The organism is Mucilaginibacter rubeus, from assembly GCF_014643835.1.
Classification (GTDB): Bacteria; Bacteroidota; Bacteroidia; order Sphingobacteriales; family Sphingobacteriaceae; genus Mucilaginibacter; species Mucilaginibacter rubeus.
The window spans coordinates 199,883-222,789 of sequence record NZ_BMKD01000006.1 but is presented as its reverse complement, the minus strand read 5'-3'; the positions used below and the strand labels follow the sequence as shown (position 1 = coordinate 222,789).

At 41.7% G+C, this 22,907-nt stretch carries 15 protein-coding genes and 1 tRNA gene; 12 read left to right on the top strand and 4 right to left on the bottom strand.

Annotated elements, in window-relative coordinates:
• Nucleotides 1–268: 268 nt before the first annotated feature.
• Nucleotides 269–1,129, bottom strand: coding sequence for an N-acetylglucosamine kinase (locus IEX80_RS19900; protein WP_090527730.1), 861 nt, complete (start codon nucleotides 1,127–1,129; stop codon nucleotides 269–271).
• A 329-nt stretch (nucleotides 1,130–1,458) separates the two neighbouring features.
• Nucleotides 1,459–2,388, bottom strand: coding sequence for a Nif3-like dinuclear metal center hexameric protein (locus IEX80_RS19895; RefSeq protein ID WP_176628581.1), 930 nt, complete (start codon nucleotides 2,386–2,388; stop codon nucleotides 1,459–1,461).
• Nucleotides 2,389–2,496: 108 nt separating this feature from the next.
• On the opposite strand from IEX80_RS19895, the gene IEX80_RS19890 reads away from it, so the two are divergent.
• The 5 genes from IEX80_RS19890 to IEX80_RS19870 all read left to right on the top strand — a co-directional run bounded on the left by IEX80_RS19890 (nucleotide 2,497) and on the right by IEX80_RS19870 (nucleotide 6,498).
• Nucleotides 2,497–3,678, top strand: a complete 1,182-nt coding sequence (locus tag IEX80_RS19890) for a glycosyltransferase family 87 protein (RefSeq protein WP_188833901.1) — start codon at nucleotides 2,497–2,499, stop codon at nucleotides 3,676–3,678.
• Nucleotides 3,679–3,948: 270 nt separating this feature from the next.
• Nucleotides 3,949–4,917, top strand: a complete 969-nt coding sequence (locus tag IEX80_RS19885) for a glycosyltransferase family 2 protein (protein ID WP_188833900.1) — start codon at nucleotides 3,949–3,951, stop codon at nucleotides 4,915–4,917.
• Nucleotides 4,898–5,704, top strand: coding sequence for a polysaccharide deacetylase family protein (locus IEX80_RS19880; RefSeq protein ID WP_176628583.1), 807 nt, complete (start codon nucleotides 4,898–4,900; stop codon nucleotides 5,702–5,704). Before IEX80_RS19885 ends, IEX80_RS19880 begins: the two co-directional genes overlap by 20 nt.
• Before the next feature lie 141 nt (nucleotides 5,705–5,845).
• A tRNA-Arg gene (locus IEX80_RS19875) sits at nucleotides 5,846–5,919 on the top strand.
• Nucleotides 5,920–6,024: 105 nt separating this feature from the next.
• Complete coding sequence (locus IEX80_RS19870; protein WP_112652622.1) at nucleotides 6,025–6,498, top strand: hypothetical protein; 474 nt, start codon at nucleotides 6,025–6,027, stop codon at nucleotides 6,496–6,498.
• Between the two features lie 404 nt (nucleotides 6,499–6,902).
• On the opposite strand, the gene IEX80_RS19865 is transcribed toward IEX80_RS19870, so the two are convergent.
• Nucleotides 6,903–7,589: a helix-turn-helix domain-containing protein gene (locus tag IEX80_RS19865; protein ID WP_229701689.1), complete on the bottom strand. Its 687-nt coding sequence runs from the start codon at nucleotides 7,587–7,589 to the stop codon at nucleotides 6,903–6,905.
• Nucleotides 7,590–7,700: 111 nt separating this feature from the next.
• Nucleotides 7,701–8,669: an SDR family oxidoreductase gene (locus IEX80_RS19860; protein WP_188833898.1), complete on the bottom strand. Its 969-nt coding sequence runs from the start codon at nucleotides 8,667–8,669 to the stop codon at nucleotides 7,701–7,703.
• A 481-nt stretch (nucleotides 8,670–9,150) separates the two neighbouring features.
• Between IEX80_RS19860 and IEX80_RS19855 the strand changes: the two genes are divergently transcribed.
• From IEX80_RS19855 to IEX80_RS19825, 7 genes are all read left to right on the top strand, one after another.
• Nucleotides 9,151–9,738: an RNA polymerase sigma factor gene (locus tag IEX80_RS19855; RefSeq protein ID WP_090534923.1), complete on the top strand. Its 588-nt coding sequence runs from the start codon at nucleotides 9,151–9,153 to the stop codon at nucleotides 9,736–9,738.
• Between the two features lie 90 nt (nucleotides 9,739–9,828).
• Nucleotides 9,829–10,821: a FecR family protein gene (locus tag IEX80_RS19850; protein WP_188833897.1), complete on the top strand. Its 993-nt coding sequence runs from the start codon at nucleotides 9,829–9,831 to the stop codon at nucleotides 10,819–10,821.
• Between the two features lie 335 nt (nucleotides 10,822–11,156).
• On the top strand, nucleotides 11,157–14,432 hold the full coding sequence (locus tag IEX80_RS19845) for a SusC/RagA family TonB-linked outer membrane protein (RefSeq protein ID WP_188833896.1): 3,276 nt from the start codon (nucleotides 11,157–11,159) through the stop codon (nucleotides 14,430–14,432).
• 33 nt (nucleotides 14,433–14,465) lie between these two features.
• The gene (locus IEX80_RS19840; protein WP_176628590.1) at nucleotides 14,466–16,067 is read left to right on the top strand and encodes a RagB/SusD family nutrient uptake outer membrane protein; all 1,602 of its coding nucleotides are present in this window, start codon (nucleotides 14,466–14,468) and stop codon (nucleotides 16,065–16,067) included.
• 357 nt (nucleotides 16,068–16,424) lie between these two features.
• On the top strand, nucleotides 16,425–19,814 hold the full coding sequence (locus tag IEX80_RS19835; protein ID WP_229701688.1) for a VCBS repeat-containing protein: 3,390 nt from the start codon (nucleotides 16,425–16,427) through the stop codon (nucleotides 19,812–19,814).
• A gap of 14 nt (nucleotides 19,815–19,828) precedes the next feature.
• Nucleotides 19,829–20,395: a hypothetical protein gene (locus IEX80_RS19830; RefSeq protein WP_139160091.1), complete on the top strand. Its 567-nt coding sequence runs from the start codon at nucleotides 19,829–19,831 to the stop codon at nucleotides 20,393–20,395.
• Nucleotides 20,382–22,907: VCBS repeat-containing protein (locus IEX80_RS19825; RefSeq protein WP_188833895.1), on the top strand; the 2,526-nt coding region annotated here is incomplete at its 3' end. The genes IEX80_RS19830 and IEX80_RS19825, both read left to right, overlap by 14 nt.

The window sequence follows — 22,907 nt, the reverse complement described above, 5'->3', positions numbered from 1 at the left end:
AAGACAGAAGGGTTGGGAGATTTTCCAGCCCTTTTGTTTTTAGTGATCGTTTCACCCCGTCATTGCGAGGCGCGAAGCAATGACGGGTGGAGGGGGCAGGTATCCACTATCTGTAGAAAGTGTAGTGACACAGGTATACAGACGGCAGAATCATCCCATTCATTTGTTGAAGAACACGTAAAAAGCAAAAGGACCGGAAAATGTTCCAGTCCTTTTTAGCTTAAAATCTTGACGTCTTAGGTCTTGATTCTTGATGTCTTGCTTCTAACTATAAAGAAGAAGGTGCTAATTCCAAATGGTATTTCACCAGGTTATCTATAGGCGAGCGGATGATGTTGCCAACAACCATACCGTTTTCAGTAACCACTTCTTCCAGCACGTTACGGAAGTTATAACCTACCGAACCGATGCAGTTGAAAGTGTATTTTTGGTAATCAGGGTAGTGGGTTACCAGGTTGCGAAAGAAATCTTCGAACGAGGTACGTACCAGGTTGCGTGAATATTCGATGTGTACGTTGTTATCGTAAACAAATTTGCTGAAGCTTGCACAAAAACGGTTAGCACGCGGCTGGGTATAAACCTGCTCATTGATATCATCAGGAGTAAGTTTGTAAGTTTCCCAGAAAAGGGCACGTACAGGCTCAGGCATATAACCGCGCAGGTAATCTGTTAACAGCTTTTTGCCGATGTAGCAACCGCTGCCTTCGTCACCAAGAATATAGGCGCCCGAATCAATATTGTGTACAACTTCTTTACCATCATAAATGCAGGTATTGGTTCCGGTACCTAATATAGCGGCAAAACCTTCGCTGTTGCCAAGCAGGGCACGGGCAGCAGCAAGCAGGTCATGACCAATATTAACCTTTGCGCCAACGAAAACTACTTTCATAGCTTCCTCAACAATTTTGCGCATTTCGGGGGTTGAACAGCCGGCACCATAGTAATTTACCTCTGTGATCAGGTTTTTTTCAAGATCGGTTGGCAGGCTTTCGTTCAGTGACTGTATAATATACTCTGTACTTGAAAAGTAGGGGTTATAACCCTCGGTATTGAAGTAAACTTTTTTTCCCTCTTCGGTAACCAGGCACCAATTTGTTTTGGTTGAGCCACCGTCAGCAATTATGATCATAAATTTTTGTTTTTTTAAAAATCGGTTAAAAGTAGGATTTACTTATTGTAAAAAAAACACTTAGTATTTTAAAAATTGAAAATTGCGATTTTTACTTAAATTATAGCTACTTTTTTGTATAAATTAAACTTTAAATGGTGCTTTTATACCATTGTTATCAATAATTAATCAGGTCAACTATACCTTTTTTTAAATGTAAAGTTTACAGATAAGCAGTGCGCCCTACAATTTAAAAACAGAGTAATTTACAATTGTACGCAATGTTACATTATTAAGCAAAATATTGGCTTTAATTAATGCTAAAACGTGTATTTTGTATTACAAACGGGTTACATAAACGCAAGTGAATTACCCGGGTGAATGTGTGTGGCTTTAATGCCGGGTACGTTTTGCTTCAGCCATCCTATCATAAACTCCGAACCCGGTTCTTCGCTGGCAATATGCCCTAATACAATTAATGAAAGTTTATCGCCTTTGGCTTGGGCATCCCTCACATATTCGGCAGTTTCCCATTCTGAAATTTCACCGCAAATCAGTACATCTGGTTTTTTGGTGCTCATTTCGGTGATCTGTCTTTTACCACCGGCCGCCCCGGGTAACAGCAGCACCTTTTGGCAGCTTTGTGATGGATTGCCAATGTAGCGTACCTTCTCAATTTTTAGCTTCTTTTTAAATGTTTCGATAAGCGAACTTAAGGAGGTAGACGGAATGTTTAACAGGTTCCCTGTTTCGGGTTTGTAATAGCTTATCCAATCAAGCTGCTTTAACAAACCAATGCCAACGCCATCGGGTTTAAGGCTATGTATGGTATCATGGTTGCGCCAAACCGCAATGTTGTACTTGTCGAGCAATTGTTTTTTATACTGAAATACGTCATCGTTGGCCAGCCAGGTGGTTTCATCGGCATGGTTATAAAAAGTTGGTTCGTGTGCTATGATAAAATTAGCCCCTAAGCTGATTGCTTTTTCAATAATGCCAATGGTTGCAAACATGGTGGTAACTATGCCGGTAACAACAATATCGCGGTTGCCCGATTTTAGGGTATCAACCGTATTAGGGAAGGGAGCGCCCGGCACTTGTTTCATAAACAGATCGATGATTTGCCCTACAGTAACTTGTTCGTCAGGGTTAGTAAAGATGATGGCATCGGCAGCAAATGGAGCCGACAACAATGCTGCAGTACCGGCTAAGGCACCTAACTGACCAATAAATTTACGGCGATCGGGGTTATGGTTGATGGGGGAGGGGTTTGGTTTCATGGTAATGATTGGGTTTGATCAAAGATAGCACAGGTAAGTTAATTTAGGGATTTGTAATAATTGTGTGACATATTTATATCTTCGCATAAATTTAAAGACCCCTAATCCGTGCAAAAACTTGCTAAGCTTATCACCAACAAACCTTTTGTATATTCTTTATGGTTTGGCCTAAGTTTATTTTTGGTAATTAAAGGTGTTTTAGCCCACCAGGGCTTTAACAATTACACCATATTTAAATATAACTTTTTAAATACCATTCATCAGCATAACCTGTACGCTTACCAGCCCGAGCATTATTATGACCTGAACCACTATGGACCGGTATTTTCAATAATCATGGCGCCATTTTCTATCCTGCCAGATAGTATCGGGGTTATTTTATGGGTGATGTTTAATGCGTTTATCCTGTTTAAGGCTATTCAATTATTGCCGCTAAAAAAAGATCAGTATGTTATTGTGCTTTTGTTGTGCGCCCATGAGCTGATGACGGCATCGGCCAATGTGCAGAGCAACCCCATGATAGCGGCGCTGATCATATTGGGGTTTAATTTTATCAAACGCGAACAGGATTTTTGGGCTGCATTAATGATTGCCCTTGGTGCGTTCATCAAGCTGTACGGTATAGTTGGACTGGCTTTCTTTTTCTTTTCAACCAACAAACCAAGGTTTGTGCTCAGCTTTATATTTTGGTCGGTAGTGTTGTTTGTGTTGCCGATGGCTATTTCGTCACCTTCGTTTATCATCCAAACTTATCACGACTGGTATACCGACCTTATGATCAAAAATTCAGGTAATCAACATTCGTTAATGCAGGAGATTTGCGTTACCGGTTTTATCCGAAGGATATCTCATTATGAGGACCTCAAAAATATGTATGTAATAGGACCGGCGCTAGTGCTGTTCACACTTTCATACCTGCGCATAGGCGCTTATAAAATTTTGGAATATCAGCGGCTCATCCTATCGTCGGTGCTGATCTTTGCGGTGATATTCAGCAGTTCGGCCGAATCATCAACTTATATCATTGCTTTTGTCGGGGTAGCCGTTTGGTTTATGAATTTAAACCGACCAGTAACCGGCTTCGAGATTTTCCTGTTGGTTTTGGCGCTGTTGATAACAAGTCTTTCGCCTTCAGATCTTTTTCCCTCCTTTATCCGTACCCAATATATTGTTCCTTATAAACTAAAATCGATACCCTGCTTTTTGATCTGGCTTAAAATAATTTACGAAACGCTCACCAGGGATTTTGCGGGCGAAAAGAAAAGTGTATTGAATACGGCCGCAGTTTAGAGGATTACTGATATGAAAACAATTCTGCAGGGGCTAATTTTTGATGTAAACCCCGGAAAACTTGCAGATTAATAAATAATTTTTATGTTTGTAATATAAAAGTTACATTTGAGGAATTTGACACCTTTATTTAAATCTGATTACGGCAGTTACATTTTGTAACAAATTAGCGTAAGGTTATTTAAGTAAAAAAGCGGTGCCTAAAAGGTATTCAAATATAAGCTTTAATTACTATACCACCTATTACAATTAAAAATCCATAGTATAACTATGACTTACCTTGCCGATAAGAAGATCTCTATTGTTATACCCTCTCATAACGAAGAAAAAAACATTAGTTATTTAATTGAGCAACTTCGTGAAACACTTTCGCCCACGAGATATGCCTATGAGCTGATCTTTGTTGACGACGGAAGCCGCGATAATACCCTGAATGAGTTAAAGATCAATGCCGAGTTGCATTCCAATGTATTTTATGTAGAACTTTCGCGCAACTTTGGTAAAGATTATGCTCTTAAGGCCGGTATTGCAATGGCGCAGGGCGATGCCGTGATAACAATGGATGCTGATTTGCAGCACCCGCCACAGCTGATCCTGAAGATGTTAAATCTTTGGGAAAATGGCTATGATATTGTTTACACCTATCGCGAAGGCGAAAACCCTCATGGCAAGGGTTATCAGAAAGTTACCTCAAAATTGTTTTACAAAGGCCTTAACATGCTTTCGGATATCAAGATGGAAAATGGTACCGCCGATTTCAGGCTGATTGACGAAAAGGTTGTGAAGCAGCTTAAGCTCATTGATGAGTACGAGATCTTTTTCCGAGGGATAATTAAGTGGGCGGGTTATAAACAGGTTGGCATTCCTTATGTGCCATCAAAACGGCATACCGGCGAGGCAAGCTACTCGTTTGCAAAGCTGGTTAAACTTGCTGTAGGCAGTATCGTAGCCTTCAGTGCAAGGCCGCTTTATATTGTATCGTTAATTGGGTTACTGGTTTCATCACTGGCTATTTTGTATATCCCTTATGTATTAGTAAGCTACTTTTTAGGTTACGCAGTTTCGGGATGGGCATCAATTATTGCTACCATAGCCTTTTTTGGCGGCCTTCAGTTACTTGTAATGAGTGTTATTGGAGTGTATGTTGGCAAAATATTTATGCAGTCTAAACATCGCCCGCATTATATCATCCGGTCGTCAAACGTTGTTATTGTAAATAATGATTTTATTAGGGTTTGATGTTGAAGAGTTTGATATGCCGTTTGAGTACGGTAAATCAATACCATTTGATGAGCAGCTTGAAATTTCAACAAGGGGTACCAATGCTATACTCAAATTACTGGGGCAGAAAAATATAAAGGTTACTTTTTTTTGCACTGCCAATTATGCCATCAATAGGCCGGATGTCATCAAACAGATGGTGACCGAAGGACATGAGATAGCATCGCACGGGTATTATCATTCAGATTTTAAGGCCGAACATTTAAGGCAGTCGAAGCTGGTCTTGGAGGATATTTCCGGAACTGAAGTAACAGGCTTCCGCATGGCACGGATGATGCCTGTTGATGAGGCTGAAATAGCAAAAGCCGGCTATGAGTATAACTCGTCTATAAACCCAACCTGGCTGCCCGGGCGGTATAATAATTTTGATAAACCACGTACCTGGTTTTATGACCATGATGTGCTGCAGATTCCGGCTTCGGTTTCGCCGGTCGTACGTTTTCCGCTTTTCTGGCTAAGCTTTCATAATTTGCCGCTTTCTTTATTAAAAAGGATGGCCTCGGCAACGCTTAAAAAGGATGGCTACCTGAACCTTTATTTTCACCCCTGGGAATTTACCAATCTGCACGATAAAGAAAAGTTCGGTTTCCCGGGCTATGTTTCCAGAAACTCGGGCGAAGCTTTTGCACGAAGGATAGCTGATTTTATCGATTGGGCAATGGACAAGGGTTACACCTTTGGACGGACGGACGGATTTTGTGAAACAATTAAAAACAAAATTAAACAGGAGGCCGTATTACATTAACGAGCTGTTAAGCAGCTTATAGCAAATCAATTACCAAATTGATTGTTATTTTCAGCATAATTTTGCATATTTGCACCGCAAAAAAATATACAGTATACCATGGGTTCGAAACCATGCTTATATTTGTAGTTTAGGTGCGATGGTCCTATAGCTCAGCTGGATAGAGCAACAGATTTCTAATCTGTAGGTCTTTGGTTCGAATCCAAATGGGATCACTGAATATAGCTGGATACATTGTATCTGGCTATATTTTTTTAAAATGAATTGCAAAAAGCCTTATTGGTATATTAGAGCGATATAATTTTATCCTTGTAACCAATATGAAACCTTATTTCAAAGTAATTACGACACTCTTCCTAATTAGTGTAGTAAAAGTATCTTTCGCTCAGACGCCTTCATTTGGCAATTATAAAACAAAAATATTTATTGGAAGAGCTGCCAAACTTAAAATCAAAGGTAATGCATTGGCAGAAAGATATAAGACAGCAATTTCTAATTCATATAATGACGATCCATATATCAGAAAATTCCATGGTAAAGGAGGGCTAAATTTCGCTGGTCATTATTGTTTCGCGTATTGGGGGTGCGGATCTGATTGTCAACAAAGCGCGATTGTCGACTTGCAAACGGGAAAGGTGTACGATGGGCCTACGGCTGCTCGTCAGTTCGAATATAGGCGCTGGAGTAGATTGCTAATTGTAAATAGACCAGGTGATAAAAGTGATTGCGCGGTTTGTCAGCCAGAATATTGGATACTTAATGAACAAACTAAACATTTTGTAAAGATAAAATGATGCCTTCATTTTGCTATTAGCATTCATACTTAAAATCAACTATCGCTAATCTCCATACACCACACCTTCCGGAATTTTGAGACTTGCAATCGTCTTCAAAATATCAAAAAACTGGTTCGTATGGCATCCAGTTGCGCTCACTTATAAGAAAAGCCGTTTCATATACATAGAAACAGCTTTTTTGTACATGAGGGTACTTTTGAGGGCTAGCCCCATATCTTGAATAGACGCTCGTCGTATCAGCTTGTTCCGGAACACAGTGGTCAAGTTCAACAGAATCTCCACCTATCAACGAGTATTGTATCGACTTTATAGCCAGTTGTAAAAGTCATTGCTAAGTGAGTTTATGTGTGCTATTTCCCCGGTATGCGAGCTATAGACTATACGAAAGTCTGATGCTTTTTTTAGTAAAGCACAGCAGTCGGTGCAAGCCCGAATTGCTTTTTAAAGGCAAAGGAAAAATGGGACAGATTTTCGAAGCCCAGCTCAAGATAAATGTCTTTGGGCTTTTGGCTTTGCTGGTGGATGAGAAAGTAAGCTTCTTCCAATCGCTTTTTTGTCAGCCAGCGTCCGGGCGTGTCGTTATAGATTTGTTGGAAGTCACGCTTGAAAGCGGATAGGCTCCTGCCTGTCAGAAACGCGAAGCGCTCCAAAGGGACATTAAACCTGAAGTTCCGGGTCATGAAAGCTTCGATGTCTATCTTTTGCGGCGCACCGAAGTTGAATAATACGGCAGCAAGGCCTGGGTCGTTTTTGAGCAGGATCAATAGCAGTTCTTCCCGCTTGAGATCTGCAAAAGCTTCCTCGATCTCGGCCTCGCCCCTATAATAGGGTTCGAGGGAATGGATGAAGCTGGTGAGTAGCTGATCGTCCTTGACCGGCCGGATGGAATCGTCTGACGTGGCGATGCCGGTATCTACCCGGTGCCGGGCTAAAAACCGTTTTAAAAAGGCTTCATCCAGCACGATGACGATCTTTTTAAAGTCACCGTCCTGCTGCTGCTTGGTGTAGCGTAGCAAATGGTTCTTACGGGCGATGCAGCTATCGCCGGGATGAAAGTGGTAATGCTTGTCGCCACTATATGCCGGCATAGAGCCTTTTAGGAGGTACAGAAAGAAATGATCGGATATTACCTGTTCGGGAGATATTCCGGGGCCTAAATGACAGGATTGCAGACTACTGGTGATCATGCTCAAAAATACTTAATTCAAAAGACTATCCGCACTTGCCAATATCACTTCTTCCTTACTGCGAGGATACCAATTCAATACCCGCTGTGCCTTTTCGTTGGAAATGGCAATATAGAAGGATTCATCCAGCGGTTTCAGGTCGGCGATATTTCCGGAGTATTGCGGTCTTTCTTTCCGGATAAGCTCAGCCACGTCGTAAAGGCTCATGACTCCGATGGCTGTTGCCAGGAAGCGCTCGCCCGCTGCGGCCGGATGTGTCATTGCTTTGAGGTGAATATCGGCTACATCACGCACATCCACCACGCCAAAAGTGAAGGGCAGCGTTTCTTTGATCTGGCCATCCAATACGCCTTTCACAAAGCCGATAGAGGTGGAGAAGTCTTTTCCCAGGGCAGGGCCGAATACGCCTACCGGGTTTATTACGGTGAGTTCCATGCCGTCGCCCTCGCTGTTGATCCAGTCCCAGGCAGCTTTTTCGGCAATCGTTTTAGATTTAATGTAGGCGCGGTCTGTCAGTTCGGGGTCTGTCCAGTCTTCTTCGGTAAAGGTGTAGCCTTTGGGATCTTTGCTGTAGCCGATGGCGGCAAAGGATGAGGTTAGTACCACGCGCTTCACACCGGCATGGCGGGCGGCTTTCAATACCCTTAACGCGCCATCCCGTGCTGGTATAATAAGGTCGTTGGCATCTTCGGGTTCTTCGGCAGGAAATGGGGAAGCTACGTGCAGCACATAGGTGCAGCCATCAGCTGCCCGGTTCCAGTTTTGGTCATTAGTCAGGTCTGCTTCCACAAAGGCTAAGTTTTCAAAGGATTTGATTCCGGCTCCTTTGAGCAGGTTAATTACTTCGTCTTTTCTTTTTAAGGAGCGAAGGGTTGTTTTAACAGTGTAACCTTGTTGTAAGAGTTGAAGGATACAGTAGATGCCAATGAAGCCTGTGCCGCCTGTTACTAATACGGTTGGCTGTTTGATGTTATTTTCCATTTTGAATTTTCTTTTGACAAAGATGGCGCTAATGTGGCTTGCCTGTTTTGTTTAGAAGTTCAATTTCGTTTTGTTTAAAAGTCCAGAAAATTTGATTTTGCTTTAATCGCTGACTATAAGAGTTAGCAAATAACCGTATTGTTTACCAAGTGGACAAGGCAGTCCTTAATTCCAATCTGACTTGTTATAGATGTTAAAGTAACACTTAAATTTGTGCCGAATTCCTCATGGAAAATTCTTATATCTCTGGCACGCGAACAGCGACATTTGGTTTTTCGGTATATTCATCGAACTGGAAATTAATGTTTATTTAACAATTAATTTGAGTTTTTATTTGATTATTGATTTAATTGATTTAGATTAGTAATACAATTAAAACCTAATTATAGTTCCTCTACACGTTGAATTTTTATTGACTGATAAACAAATTAGTTGTTTTCAATGAAGACGGACTGTAACTATTATAAACATCAAATTTATAATGAAACCAATTGAGTTAAATCATACTGACGACGTTTTATTATTGCAGCAAATAGAACAGGGCAGTCAACATGCATTTAATTTATTGTATGAAAAGCATTGGGGGAACGCCTATTCTGAAGCATATAAACGTTTAAAGGATTCGGATCAGGCAAAAGATATAGTCCAGGAAGTATTTACTCATATTTGGCTCAAAAAAGAAAGTCTCCGTATTCATAATCTACCGGCTTATTTAACAGTAGCTATACGTAATAAGGTGTTTAAACTGGTTGAAAAGCAGAAAATCATTCATCCATTCTTTGATGTTATTGATGACCTGCCTGCATCTTGTCAACAAGCTGACGACAATTTGCTTTGGAAAGAGTTTTTAATATCTTATGAGGCGCTTTTAAATACGCTTCCTCCCAAAAGGCAAATTATTTTCCGCCTTCATTATCAGAACGATTTACCAACCAAAGAAATCGCGGCACAATTGGGTCTCACAAGAAAAACAGTTCAAAATCAGCTCCTAAAAGCTATTGAAAAATTGAAAGTGTCATTATTACCCTTCCTTTCTTTATTGATCATTTTATTTGGGGCAATAAAATAATTAGGTCTGTAAAAAATAAATTTTTTAGTAGAGTGGGACTTTTGGTTGTTTATAGGTCATATCTATAATCAATAGTACAACCTATTTTAAATGGACAAGCAATATTTTCTTGAACTGTTGCATAAATATCTCAATAATGAAGCAACAGATGAAGAACAGCAATTTTTAGTTAAATATTACGAGTTGTTTTCTGCTGAGCCAGATATTATTTCTCTATTGAGTGATGAGCAAAAGAAGGAAATCAGGGAAGAAATAAATGCCTCAATTTGGGAAAGCATCGATAAACATATCGGGGTTGATAAAAAAATTATACGTCTGAAGACCTGGGGCAGAAAAATAGCTGCCGCAGCGGCAATCATAGGAGTTTGTGGCATAGGATATTTATTTTTATACAATAAACCAGTTGTTAAATCTCTCCAGTCATACTCGGCCCATCGGCCAAAACCTAACCTGTTTCTGGTATTGCCTGACGGAAGCAGGGTAATACTCAGCTATGGTAGTAAACTTAGTTATGCTTCATCATTTGATGGCCTTGCGAAACGCGAAGTATATCTTACCGGTGAAGCCTTTTTCGACATAAAACACAACAACTTAAAACCTTTTGTTGTACACACCGGTAAAATAAAAACAACCGTATTAGGTACTGCATTTGATGTAAAAGCTGTGCCAGGTGATAAAACTATAACAGTCACCGTTACAAGAGGTAAGGTAAAAGTCAGCAATAACAACAAGCTCCTGGGTATTATTGTTCCTAATCAGCAAATCACCTTTGACCGGCAAAAATCTATTTCAATGCAAACTAACATAAATGCAAAAAACTACACGATCTGGACGGCGAAGGATGATTTGTATTTCGAAGATGTAACTTTTGGGGAAGCAGCCAAGGTATTGGAAGACCGGTTTAAGGTTAAAATATTATTTACAGATAAGTTGGTTGGTTCAAAACACTTCACCTCTACTTTCAATAAGTCTGCTAACCTGGATCAGGCATTAAAAAGCATTTGTGAGTTCAATGACGCCATTTATTCGTACGATAAAGTAAAGACTACCATAACCATCTCCACTAAGTCTCAAGCCAATTAAACTAAATCTCAAACCAATTAAACTTAAAGTATATGAAGAAAAAGTACCTCAAAAATCACAAACAGATCCTGTTTCAAAGAAGTCCGGATAGTTTTCCGGCATAAAAAACCCTCTGAACCATTTCCGGGGAAATAACCTCAGAGGGTCGCTAACACTATTCGACTGCAATCGATTGTATTAGCCGGGTGTTTTAAATTTTAACATTCAATCGAAGACATTAATCACTTAAAACAAACTAAATTATGAATTTTTCCATAATTCTGGCAGAACCGCGGCATTTTGTTAAATACCCGCTTAGATTTCATCTGCTAATTGACTTAAATTTTAAACAGTGTATGAGAATCGGGATAATTTCAATGTTCATATTAGCTACTTCAATTCCTGTATTTTCAGCGGCCCCTGTAAAGAGTCAGACAATTGACCAGGTAGCGGTGAATCTTACACTCAAGAATGAATCACTTGTAAAAGCTTTTCATAAAATCGAATCACAAAGTAGCTTTCATTTTATGTATCGCAATGATGATGTGAAAGATATTCTCAACCTGGATATTGCTGCCAGTAATAAATCGATAGCTGTAGTTCTGAAGGCCATTTTGTCTAACACTTTGCTCAAATTCAGGCAGATTGATGACCAGATATTAATTACAAAATCAAATCAGGATAACGCGGCAACCGATGAAAAAGCGGATGTTGCTACTGACATAGTAGCATCCAAAGGTGTAATTAAAGGAACTGTGACCGATTCAAAGGAGAGTCCGTTAGCGGGTGTTACAGTAAAGCTGGATGGTGCAATTTCATTAAATAAAGCAACAGATGTTAACGGCAACTATAGCTTCGCTAATTTACCGGCAGGTAACTATACGCTCACTTTTACTTTTATCGGTTTTAAATCGGTAACAAAAACATTAGCACTAGGAGAGGATCAGCAAAGTGTAATTAATGTGGCGTTAACGGAAAGTACAAATGGCCTGGACGAAGTTGTTGTAACTGGTTACGGAACACAGAAAAAGCGGGAAGTAACCAGCGCAATTACCTCTGTAAGTGCAGCACAATTTAATAAAGGTAATATCAGTGATGTTGCACAGTTATTACAAGGTAAAGTAGCTGGTCTTTCTATCGCACGCCCGGGTGGCGACCCTAACGGTGGTTTTGCCATCAGGTTAAGGGGACTTTCTACTTTAGGAGCCAACACACAGCCGCTAATAGTGCTTGATGGCCAGGTGGGGGCTGATATTAATACAGTTGATCCAAATGATATAAAAAGTATTGACGTACTGAAGGATGGTTCGGCCGCTGCCATTTATGGTACACGCGGTTCGGCAGGCGTTATCATTATAACAACCATCGCAGGAAAGAGAGGGATGTCAAAGCTTACTTATAACGTTTCAGGTACTGAAGAAACCCCTGCCAAATTTACCAAGCATATGACAGCCGCCGAGTTTGTTGCGCTTGGCAAAGGGACAAACTATGGCTCTTCTACCGATTGGAATAAAGAAATAACCCGTTCGGCTTTTTCACATGTACATAATTTAGGTATTTCGGGAGGTGACGAACGTACTGTTTATGATGCAACTTTAAACTATCGCAATAGTCAGGGTGTTGCAATCAGAACTGGTTTTCAGCAATTAAATGGCCGTTTGAATATCACACATAAGGCTTTGGATAACAAATTGGTCCTTAATTTAAATATAAATACTACTAACAGAAACTCACAATTTGGTTTTCCAGATGCTTTCAAATATGCAACCATTTTTAACCCCACAGCACCAGTTCATTCTACAGATCCTTTATATGATTTAACCGGCGGTGGTTTTTTTGAATCCAACTTCGTTGATTATTCAAACCCGGTGGCAATGTTGGTTCAAAATACTAACGAAGCGCGGAATAAGAAGTTTAATATTGGCGGAACTGCGACCTATGAGCTAACCAAAGGGCTGAAATTTGCTACTAAATATTTTAAACAAACAACAAGCATTTATCATTCAGAGTACTCCCCAACTACAGCCTTTATTTCCAGGGGCTTCCCGTTGGGCAGTGGTTTTAGCCGTTCGGGCATTTCTGCAAAATTTGATGATGAATCTGAAAACAGTTTACTTGAAAGTACCTTGTCTTACGACAAAACAATACATAAACTGGAGATTGCCGCTGTCGCCGGATATTCGTATCAGGATTTCTTCTACCAGGGATTTGATGCCCAGGGCGGTAATTTTGTAACTGATGCTTCGGGTCAGAATTTTGCAGCCGCTCTTGATTTTAAAAATGGTATAGGTGTAGTTGAAAGTTATAAAAATGAGAATAAGCTGATCTCGTTTTTCGGGCGGGTAAACTTAAACTATGATAATATCGCTTTCCTTTCGGCCAGTTTAAGAAGAGACGGTTCAACAGAGTTTGGTGTAAATAACAAATGGGGCTTTTTTCCTGCTGTTAGTGCAGGTTTTGATTTGAGCAGAATATTAAAGATTCAAAGTATAAGCAACCTCAAATTGCGCGGCAGCTACGGTGTTACCGGTGCATTACCACCGTTTCCGTATCTTTCATTGTCTACTTTATCAAATAGCGGCGGTACCTATTATGCGGGTAATGGTGTATATCTGAGCACCTACAGTGGCACCAGAAATCCTAACCCTGGTCTGAAATGGGAGAAAAAAGCTGAAACAGATATCGGGTTAGACTTTTCACTGTTAAACGGAAGGTTAACCGGTACCTTTGACTATTTTAACAGGAAAACTACCGACTTGATTTTTGACGTTACGGTGCCTTCGCCGCCGGCGTTATTCAACAATACCTGGGAAAATATTGGCGAACTGAGTAACTCGGGTGTGGAATTAGCTCTAAGTTATGAAGCTATTAAAACACCTGACTTCAGTTGGACTACCGGTGGCAATATTTCAAGTTATCACGTAGTTTTAACAAAGCTGATTGACGCTTTAAAAGGTTCGTACGTAGGGGCTACCAACCTTGGCACTCCTGGCCAGGAAGCCACGCAGTTAACGAGGGCGGTTGAAGGTCAGCCGATCGGTATACTTTACGGGCCCAAATATGTAGGTGTTGATGCAAATGGTGTATACCAGTACTCTGACGGTAAAGGCGGCACTGTTGGGTTGGCAAATGCACCACGCCAGGTTATTGGTAATGGCTTACCTAAATTTGAATTTGGGATTACCAACGCCTTTAGATACAAACAGTTCGATTTTAACTTTTTTCTTCGCTCATCTATCGGTCATCAGTTAATCAATACTTACCGCGCGTTTTACGAAAATCCAAATGTTGCAACCAGCTACAATATAGTAAATACCAAATATTTCAATCCCAAAGTTACCGATGGTGCCGCATACAGCAGTTATGACGTTGAAAAAGCATCTTTCCTGAAACTGGATAACGCAACGCTTGGCTATACTTTCAAGATTGCCAAGAGCAGTAAACCGGGGATGATTAGCAGTTTGAGAGCCTATATTTCGGGCCAGAACCTTTTCACTATTACCGGTTATACAGGTGTTGACCCGGAGGTTAGGTACGCTGACTCCGGAAATGTGTTAGCTCCGGGTATCGACCGTAGGGAGACATGGGTTTATACAAGGTCATTTACCCTCGGCGTTAATTTGGGATTTTAATTAAGGTATTTCAAAGTTTAATATATACAAATTATGAAACATAAATCATTAACAAGATATTCGTTGCTGGTGTTTCTTGCTGCGGCTTCATGTACAAAGCTGGATGAAAAAGCATTGCTCTACGATCAGGTAACTGAGGATAGTTTTTATAAAACAGACAAGCAACTGGCGGCCGCCGTGGGCGCTGCATATTCTTCTATTTATGGTTATAACGGTGCTTTCTTTAACTTAAATGAGGTTACTACCGACGAGGTTGTTGTACCAACACGGGGCGCTGACTGGGGTGACGGTGGGCACTGGGTACGTTTAAAAACACATAAAACCAACAGCACCGATTCGCAACCAGCTAATGGCTGGAGCCTTGGTTTCGGCGGGGTTACCACTTGTAACAAAATTTTAGCCGCCCTGGCTGTAAGTAAATCACCAACTGCTGCTACTTATGTAGCAGAATTAAAATGTTTAAGGGCCATTTACTACTACTGGCTGCTTGATTTGTTTGGCAACGTGCCTATCACCACTGATTTTTCGGATACCAAACCCCCTGCAACCAAAAGCCGGGCCGAGGTTTACGCTTTTATTGAATCAGAATTACTGGCAAATATTGAAAAACTACCCAAAATAGGCACAGGCGATGGCCCATACTACGGCCGCGTTACTTATTATGTTGCTGAAGCAACTTTGGCCAAGTTATATTTAAATGCTCAAACTTATACCGGAACCCCACAATATGACAAAGCATTAGCTGCATGTGATGTAATTATTAATTCCGGTAAGTATACGCTGATGAATAATTACGCCGACAATTTTTCAAGGAATAATACGGGTTCAACCGAGTCTATTTGGGCGATACCGTTTGATGGGGTTAAAGCGGGCGGCTTTAATATGAATATGGAGACTTTGCACTTGCAAAGCCAGAATACTTATCAAATGAATAACCAGCCATGGAATGGATTTGCCTCGGTACAGGAATTTTACCAATCCTATATTGACCCGGCGCAAAACCCCGGCCCGCAGGGAACTGTTGTAGGCCTTGACCCCAAAGGTACACCTACTACCGGCACACTCGACAAACGGATGCTGAATAATTTCCTTGTGGGACCTCAATACCAGGCTGATGGGGTAACCCCCTTAACGGACGGCGGTGCAGATGTGACGGATCCTAATGGTCCGCCTATTACCTTTACCCCTTACATTAACGAACTGCAGCCTAATGCCTGGAGACAGGCGGGTGCTCGTATTGGTAAATGGCAATTTTATAAAGGTATGCAGTCAAGTTTGGATAATGATTTGGCAATTTATAGATACGCCGATATTTTGCTGATGAAGGCCGAATTATTAGCCAGAAAAAGTGGCAATTGGAACGACCCGGTTACGCTTGCCTTGGTTAATCAAATCCGAACAGTACATGGAGGGGTTGCACCATTCACCAGTTTAACTCCTTTAATATTTTTAGCAGAGCGCGGCCGGGAAATGTTCGCAGAAAGCTACAGAAGGCAGGATATGATCCGTTTTGGTGTTTATAATGACGCGTACCGTTTCCACCCGGCCGATCCGGATGCTCACGTTAATATTTTTCCGGTACCCGAACCTCAAATTAATGCAAATCCAAACCTGAAACAAAACCCCGGGTATTGATAAAATGCTTTGAGTTTGGCAAAGGTGCTCTTTTAAGGAAAGCAAGTGATTTATTACTTGCTTTCCTCATTAAATACCACGGGTTTACCTAATTGACCTGAATGTTGATTTAAATGTTTGATTATTAGTTGATTGTGCTTTGCTGTTTTGATTGAGTTGTTGTCAACCCATCAGGTTTAGAAATTGCGACGGCTACAATATTTGAACAAGGTTAAAAGGAACTTATTTTATATAAAGTGAATGATTAAACGGGTACTTAATATTATTCCTGAGCCAATTGTATTATTGGTTTATTCTCCAATAAAACGTAGCTCCCCAAAGGTCATTTTATTTTTCACAGCCTTTTGGCGTTCCGTTATGGCGGCAAAGATATATGCTTCATGCACAGAGGCCAGCTATATTCGGCAGGTACCTTTTTTTGCATTTTTATTTTTGATGGGCTGCAATCCCATCGAACCTAAAAAAGACGAAGGCAACAAACTTTTTTCACTGCTTCCTTCATCATCCACGGGAATAACTTTTGCCAATGATGTTAAATATACCGAACAATTGAATGTTTATACCTACCGTAATTTTTATAACGGTGGCGGTGTTGGTATTGGAGATATTAATAATGACGGCTTGCCGGATGTTTTCCTTTGCGGAAATCAAAAATCAAACAGACTCTATTTAAACAAAGGCAACTTTCAGTTCGAAGACATAACCGATAAGGCTGGGCTCTCTTCGGCAGGTGTATGGTCAACGGGCGTTACCTTTGCGGATATTAACGGCGATGGGCTGTTGGATATTTATATATGTAAGTCGGGCGATTTTTCCGGGAAAAACAGAAGTAATCAGTTATTCATTAATAATGGTAACCTCACGTTTACCGAAAAAGCGGCCGAATATGGGTTAAATAATAAAGGCTTGTGTACTCATGCTGTTTTCTTTGATTACGATCACGACGGAGACCTGGATTGCTACCTTCTTAATAATTCGTTTCGTTCGGTAGGGAACTATGATTTGATCAAAGATCAGCGCAATATTCCTGATCCCCTGGGTGGGAATAAACTGTATCGTAACGACGGTGGTCATTTTACAGACGTGACCCAACAAGCAGGAATATACAGTAGCAAAATTGGTTTTGGATTAGGTGTAACTATTTCTGATGTAAACGGGGATGGCTGGGACGATATCTATGTTTCCAACGATTTTTTTGAACGTGATTACCTCTACATTAATAATCGCGACGGCACCTTTAAAGAGTGCCTTACCGACGCAATTAGGGAATTGAGCCAAAACTCAATGGGAGCTGACATAGCCGACATCAATAATGACGGCTATCCTGATATTTATGTGACTGATATGCTTCCTGAACCGGAATCAAGGTTAAAAACAAAAACAGCTTTTGAAAACTGGGATAAGTATCAGTCCGACCTCCAAAATGGATATTATCAGCAATTCCTTCGCAATGTTTTGCAGCTGAACCAGGGCCCGGTTATGAATAAAAACTTAGCCGAAAATAAGATAAACTTCAGCGAGATAGGCCGGCTTTCGGGAGTTCATGCAACCGACTGGAGTTGGGGCGCGCTGATCTCGGATATGGATAATGATGGGTTTAAAGACATTTTCGTTAGCAACGGTATTTATAAAGACCTAACCGATCAGGATTATATCCAATTTATGGCTAACCCGATACAAGTAAGAAAAATGATGGGTAGTGAGAAGGAAGTAATTAAGAAGCTAATAGATAGTATGCCCTCGGAGGCTGTGCCTAACTATGCCTACCGAAACAATGGGGACCTGACATTTACCAATAAGGCAGTCGAATGGGGACTTGGTGATCCGGGTTTTTCGAATGGTTCGGCGTATGGTGATTTAAATAACGATGGGGCGCTTGACCTGGTGGTGAACAATGTAAATATGCCGGCCTTTATCTACCGAAACAACAGCAGGAAGCTGGAGCCGGCGAATAAATATTTGAAAGTAGTATTGCAGGGCGAGGGGAGGAACCGGTTTGGCGTAGGGGCACAGGTAACGTTATACTATAATCATACCTTAAACTACCAGGAGCAGGTTCCGTCGCGGGGATTTGAATCGAGCGTAGACACCCGTTTGAATTTCGGGTTAGGTAAAATAAAGGAGATCGATTCGATAGTGGTAAAATGGCCTTGTGGTAAGCAGAAAGTATTAAAAGGAGTAAAACCGAACCAGACGATCACGGTAAAGGAGGTTGAATCAGAACTGCCCGGGAAAGCAGTGCGAGGGGCAGCCGGTTCAAAGCCGGTATTTGAGCAAAGTACAGATAACCATGGGATAGACTTTGTGCACAAGGAAAATGACTTTATAGATTTTGACAGGGAAAAGCTGATCTTCCAGATGCACTCGGCGGATGGCCCGCGGATAGGTAAAGGCGATGTCAACGGCGACGGTTTGGAAGACTTCTATATCTGCGGGGCCAAGGACCAGCCAGGCGCATTATATATCCAAACCCGGGCGGGTCGTTTTAAACGGAGCAACGAAAAGCTGTTTGAGCAGGATAAGGCCAGTGAAGATACGGACTGTTTGTTTTTCGACGCGGATGGCGACGGGGACCAGGACCTGTATGTATGCAGCGGAGGCAACGAGTTCTCGGCTAACTCGACGGATCTGATCGACCGGCTATATATCAATGATGGGAAGGGTAATTTCAGCAAATCGCAACAGGTGCTGCCGTCATTTCAGTTTGAGAGCAGCTCCTGCGTAACGGCAGCAGATGTTGACGGGGACGGGGACCAGGACCTGTTTGTTGGAGTGCGGTTAAAGCCGGGTGAATATGGCTACCCGTGCAAGGGTTATCTCCTGCAGAATAATGGCAAAGGCTTTTTTACAGATGTAACCGAGGAGAGGGCCCCGGGCTTAACGGAATTGGGTATGGTTACGGATGCCAAATGGTTTGATTATGACCGCGACGGAAAACCAGACCTGGTAACCTGCGGGGAGTATATGCCGATCCGGATATTCCATAATGAAGGGGGGCGTTTAAAGGAAGTAACGCGCGAAGCGGGTCTGGAGTGGAGTAATGGGTGGTGGAACCGCCTGGAGATTGCGGACATAGACGGCGATGGTTACCCGGATATAGTAGCCGGCAATCACGGGCTAAACTCCAGGTTTAAGGCAACCAGAGCGAAGCCGGTAAGCATGTATGTTGGGGACTTTAGCGGCACGGGCAGCATAGAAGATATAGTATGCACCTATAACGGCGACAAACAATACCCGATGGCACTGAGGCATGACCTGGTAGGCGAACTTCCTTATCTGAAGAAGAAATACCTGCGGTACGCCCAGTATAAGGAACAAACGATGGAAGATATATTTGGCAGGGACCTGTTACAAAAGATGGTTAAGCTGGATGCCTGCGAAATGCGGAGCAGTGTGCTGCTGAATAAGCGGAATGGCAAGTTCCTGATGAAGCCATTGCCGGTGGAGGCGCAGTTTTCGACGGTTTTTGGGCTGGTGGTGAAAGACTATGACGGGGATGGGAAAAAGGACATTGTGCTGGGAGGCAACTTTTACCAGTCAAAACCGGAAGCAGGGATCTACGATGCCAGCTATGGACTGCTGCTTAAAGGAGACGGGAAAGGTGGCTTTACGGCAGTTAAACCTCAGGTAAGCGGCATCGTAATAAAAGGGGCCGTACGTGATATAAAAGAGATTAAAGCCGGAAACAACAAGCTGCTGATTGTAGCTAAAAATAATGATAAAACAGAGGTGTTGAGTTTTAAATAAGATGGTGGTTAACTATGAGATATTTTAAAGGGATCCTGGTTGTTTTATGCCTCATTTCTGTATTTTCTTGTAATTCAGACGACAGAAAGTATGAAAACGTAGTAGCGAGTGAACTTTCGCGGGGGGTGAGAAGAGATAGCCTGTTTCAGGGAATAAAATTAGGGATGACCTCAAAAGAGTTTTATACCCACTGTTGGGAAATGAATAAAAAAGGGATCTTTTTTGCAGGCCCCGGCAATACAACAGTTTTATACAAACTAAATAAGGAATTGAAATATCCGGCTTCCATGAATTTCTACCCTGATTTTCGGCAAGGTAAGATTAGCAAAATGAGAGTGAGTTTTAGTTACGATGCTTTCGCTCCTTGGAATAAACAAATGTTTGCTGATAGCCTGCAGTTGGATGTATTAAATATGCTGAAAAAATGGTATAAGGAAAAGGACTTTATCCGTATAACGGACCCGGCTAAAGGGACGATTTTTGTGCAGGTAGATGGTAACCGCAGAATTATCATCGGGAAATATGATGACGCCCATGTAAAAGTAGATTACACTGATTTACTGACAGATGAAAAAAAATAAGGTGAATTTTACTTTTTTGACAGAAAAAACTATTCATGATGTTTTTAGCATCAGGTACTGTTTTGTGTTCTTTTTGTTGGCTTTAACCAGTTGCCAGAAAAAGCAAAGCGGAGGTGGCAATAAGCTTTTTGAACTTTTAAATTCCAATGAAACGCATATCGATTTTGTTAACCAATTATCGTATGATGCTAATTTCAATATTTTTACTTATCGTAATTTTTATAACGGTGGCGGTGTAGCAATAGGAGATATCAATAATGACGGATTGCCGGATATTTTTTTGGTGGGCAACATGGTGCCCAGTCATCTATATTTAAACAAAGGCAATTTTCAGTTTGAAGACATAACCGGGAAAGCCGGAATTACCAAGCTCGGCAGATGGTCTACCGGTGTTACTATGGCCGATGTTAATGGTGATGGGTTGTTGGATATTTATGTTTGCAATAGTGGCGATGTTAAAGGCGATCATAAGCAGAATGAATTATACATCAACAACGGTAATCTCACCTTTACCGAACGGGCAAAGGAATATGGAATTGGCGTAAATGGATACTCAACCCACGCTGTTTTCTTTGATTATGATCATGACGGAGACCTGGATCTCTTTATGTTAAGCAATTCTTTTAAGGCAATCGGTAGCTTTAATATTCAGAACAATGAACGGAATAAAAGAGATTTATTGGGAGGGCAAAAATTATTCAGGAATGATGGCGGCCATTTTACCGATGTGAGTGAACAGGCCGGTATTTATGGTAGTGTAATTGGTTTTGGTTTGGGGGTAAGTGTGGGAGATGTAAATGGGGATGGCTGGGACGACATCTATGTTTCCAATGATTTTTTTGAACGTGATTACCTATATATTAATAATCACAACGGTATGTTTAAAGAATCGCTTGAGGATCAGATGAAAAGTATTAGTAATGCATCGATGGGGGCCGACCTGGCCGACATCAACAACGATGCACATCCTGATATTTTTGTGACGGATATGCTTCCGGCATCAGAATCAAGGCTTAAAACAAATACCACTTTTGAAAACTGGGATAAATACCAGCTTGATTTAAGATATGATTATTATCACCAGTTTACCAGGAACACGCTCCAGTTGAACAATGGCAACGGAACTTTCAGCGAGATAGGCCGGCTTTCGGGTGTTCATGCAACCGATTGGAGCTGGGGAGCGTTGATCACTGACCTTGACAATGATGGATTCAAAGATGTTTTTATCGCTAACGGTATTTATAAGGACTTAACAAACCAGGACTATATTCAACGTTTATCCGATCGGAACGTGATGGGAAGTGTTTGGACAAATAAAGGCATAAATTACAAGAAGCTAATAGATAGTATGCCCTCGGAGGCTGTGCCTAACTATGCCTACCGAAACAATGGGGACCTGACATTTACCAATAAGGCAGCCGAATGGGGACTTGGAGATCCGGGTTTTTCGAATGGTTCGGCATATGGTGATTTAAATAACGATGGGACGCTTGACCTGGTGGTGAACAATGTAAATATGCCGGCCTTTATCTACCGAAACAACAGCAGGAAGCTGGAGCCGGCGAATAAATATTTGAAAGTAGTATTGCAGGGCGAGGGGAAGAACCGCTTTGGCGTAGGGGCGCAGGTAACGTTATACTATAATCATACCTTAAACTACCAGGAGCAGGTTCCGTCGCGGGGATTTGAATCGAGCGTAGACACCCGGTTGAATTTCGGGTTAGGTAAAATAAAGGAGATCGATTCGATAGTGGTAAAATGGCCTTGCGGTAAGCAGAAAGTATTAAAAGGAGTAAAACCGAACCAGACGATCACGGTAAAAGAGGTTGAATCAGAACTGCCCGGGAAAGCAGTGCGAGGGGCAGCCGGTTCAAAGCCGGTATTTGAGCAAAGTACAGATAACCATGGGATAGACTTTGTGCACAAGGAGAATGACTTTATAGATTTTGACAGGGAAAAGCTGATCTTCCAGATGCACTCGGCGGATGGCCCGCGGATAGGTAAAGGCGATGTCAACGGCGACGGTTTGGAAGACTTCTATATCTGCGGGGCCAAGGACCAGCCAGGCGCATTATATATCCAAACCCGGGCGGGTCGTTTTAAACGGAGCAACGAAAAGCTGTTTGAGCAGGATAAGGCCAGTGAAGATACAGACTGTTTGTTTTTCGACGCGGATGGCGACGGGGACCAGGACCTGTATGTATGCAGCGGAGGCAACGAGTTCTCGGCTAACTCGACGGATCTGATCGACCGGCTATATATCAATGGGAAGGGTAATTTCAGCAAATCGCAACAGGTGCTGCCGTCATTTCAGTTTGAGAGCAGCTCCTGCGTAACGGCAGCAGATGTTGACGGGGACGGGGACCAGGACCTGTTTGTTGGAGTGCGGTTAAAGCCGGGTGAATATGGCTACCCGTGCAAGGGTTATCTCCTGCAGAATAATGGCAAAGGCTTTTTTACAGATGTAACCGACGAGAGGGCCCCGGGCTTAACGGAATTGGGTATGGTTACC

What these genes read in the sequence shown, in the direction of transcription:
- IEX80_RS19900 (WP_090527730.1), bottom strand. Translation starts at nt 1,129, where the DNA reads ATGATCATAATTGCTGACGGTGGCTCAACCAAAACAAATTGGTGCCTG.
- IEX80_RS19895 (WP_176628581.1), bottom strand. Translation starts at nt 2,388, where the DNA reads ATGAAACCAAACCCCTCCCCCATCAACCATAACCCCGATCGCCGTAAA.
- IEX80_RS19885 (WP_188833900.1), top strand. Translation starts at nt 3,949, where the DNA reads ATGACTTACCTTGCCGATAAGAAGATCTCTATTGTTATACCCTCTCAT.
- IEX80_RS19880 (WP_176628583.1), top strand. Translation starts at nt 4,898, where the DNA reads ATGATTTTATTAGGGTTTGATGTTGAAGAGTTTGATATGCCGTTTGAG.
- IEX80_RS19870 (WP_112652622.1), top strand. Translation starts at nt 6,025, where the DNA reads ATGAAACCTTATTTCAAAGTAATTACGACACTCTTCCTAATTAGTGTA.
- IEX80_RS19865 (WP_229701689.1), bottom strand. Translation starts at nt 7,589, where the DNA reads ATGCCGGCATATAGTGGCGACAAGCATTACCACTTTCATCCCGGCGAT.
- IEX80_RS19860 (WP_188833898.1), bottom strand. Translation starts at nt 8,669, where the DNA reads ATGGAAAATAACATCAAACAGCCAACCGTATTAGTAACAGGCGGCACA.
- IEX80_RS19855 (WP_090534923.1), top strand. Translation starts at nt 9,151, where the DNA reads ATGAAACCAATTGAGTTAAATCATACTGACGACGTTTTATTATTGCAG.
- IEX80_RS19850 (WP_188833897.1), top strand. Translation starts at nt 9,829, where the DNA reads ATGGACAAGCAATATTTTCTTGAACTGTTGCATAAATATCTCAATAAT.
- IEX80_RS19845 (WP_188833896.1), top strand. Translation starts at nt 11,157, where the DNA reads ATGAGAATCGGGATAATTTCAATGTTCATATTAGCTACTTCAATTCCT.
- IEX80_RS19840 (WP_176628590.1), top strand. Translation starts at nt 14,466, where the DNA reads ATGAAACATAAATCATTAACAAGATATTCGTTGCTGGTGTTTCTTGCT.
- IEX80_RS19835 (WP_229701688.1), top strand. Translation starts at nt 16,425, where the DNA reads ATGGCGGCAAAGATATATGCTTCATGCACAGAGGCCAGCTATATTCGG.
- IEX80_RS19830 (WP_139160091.1), top strand. Translation starts at nt 19,829, where the DNA reads ATGAGATATTTTAAAGGGATCCTGGTTGTTTTATGCCTCATTTCTGTA.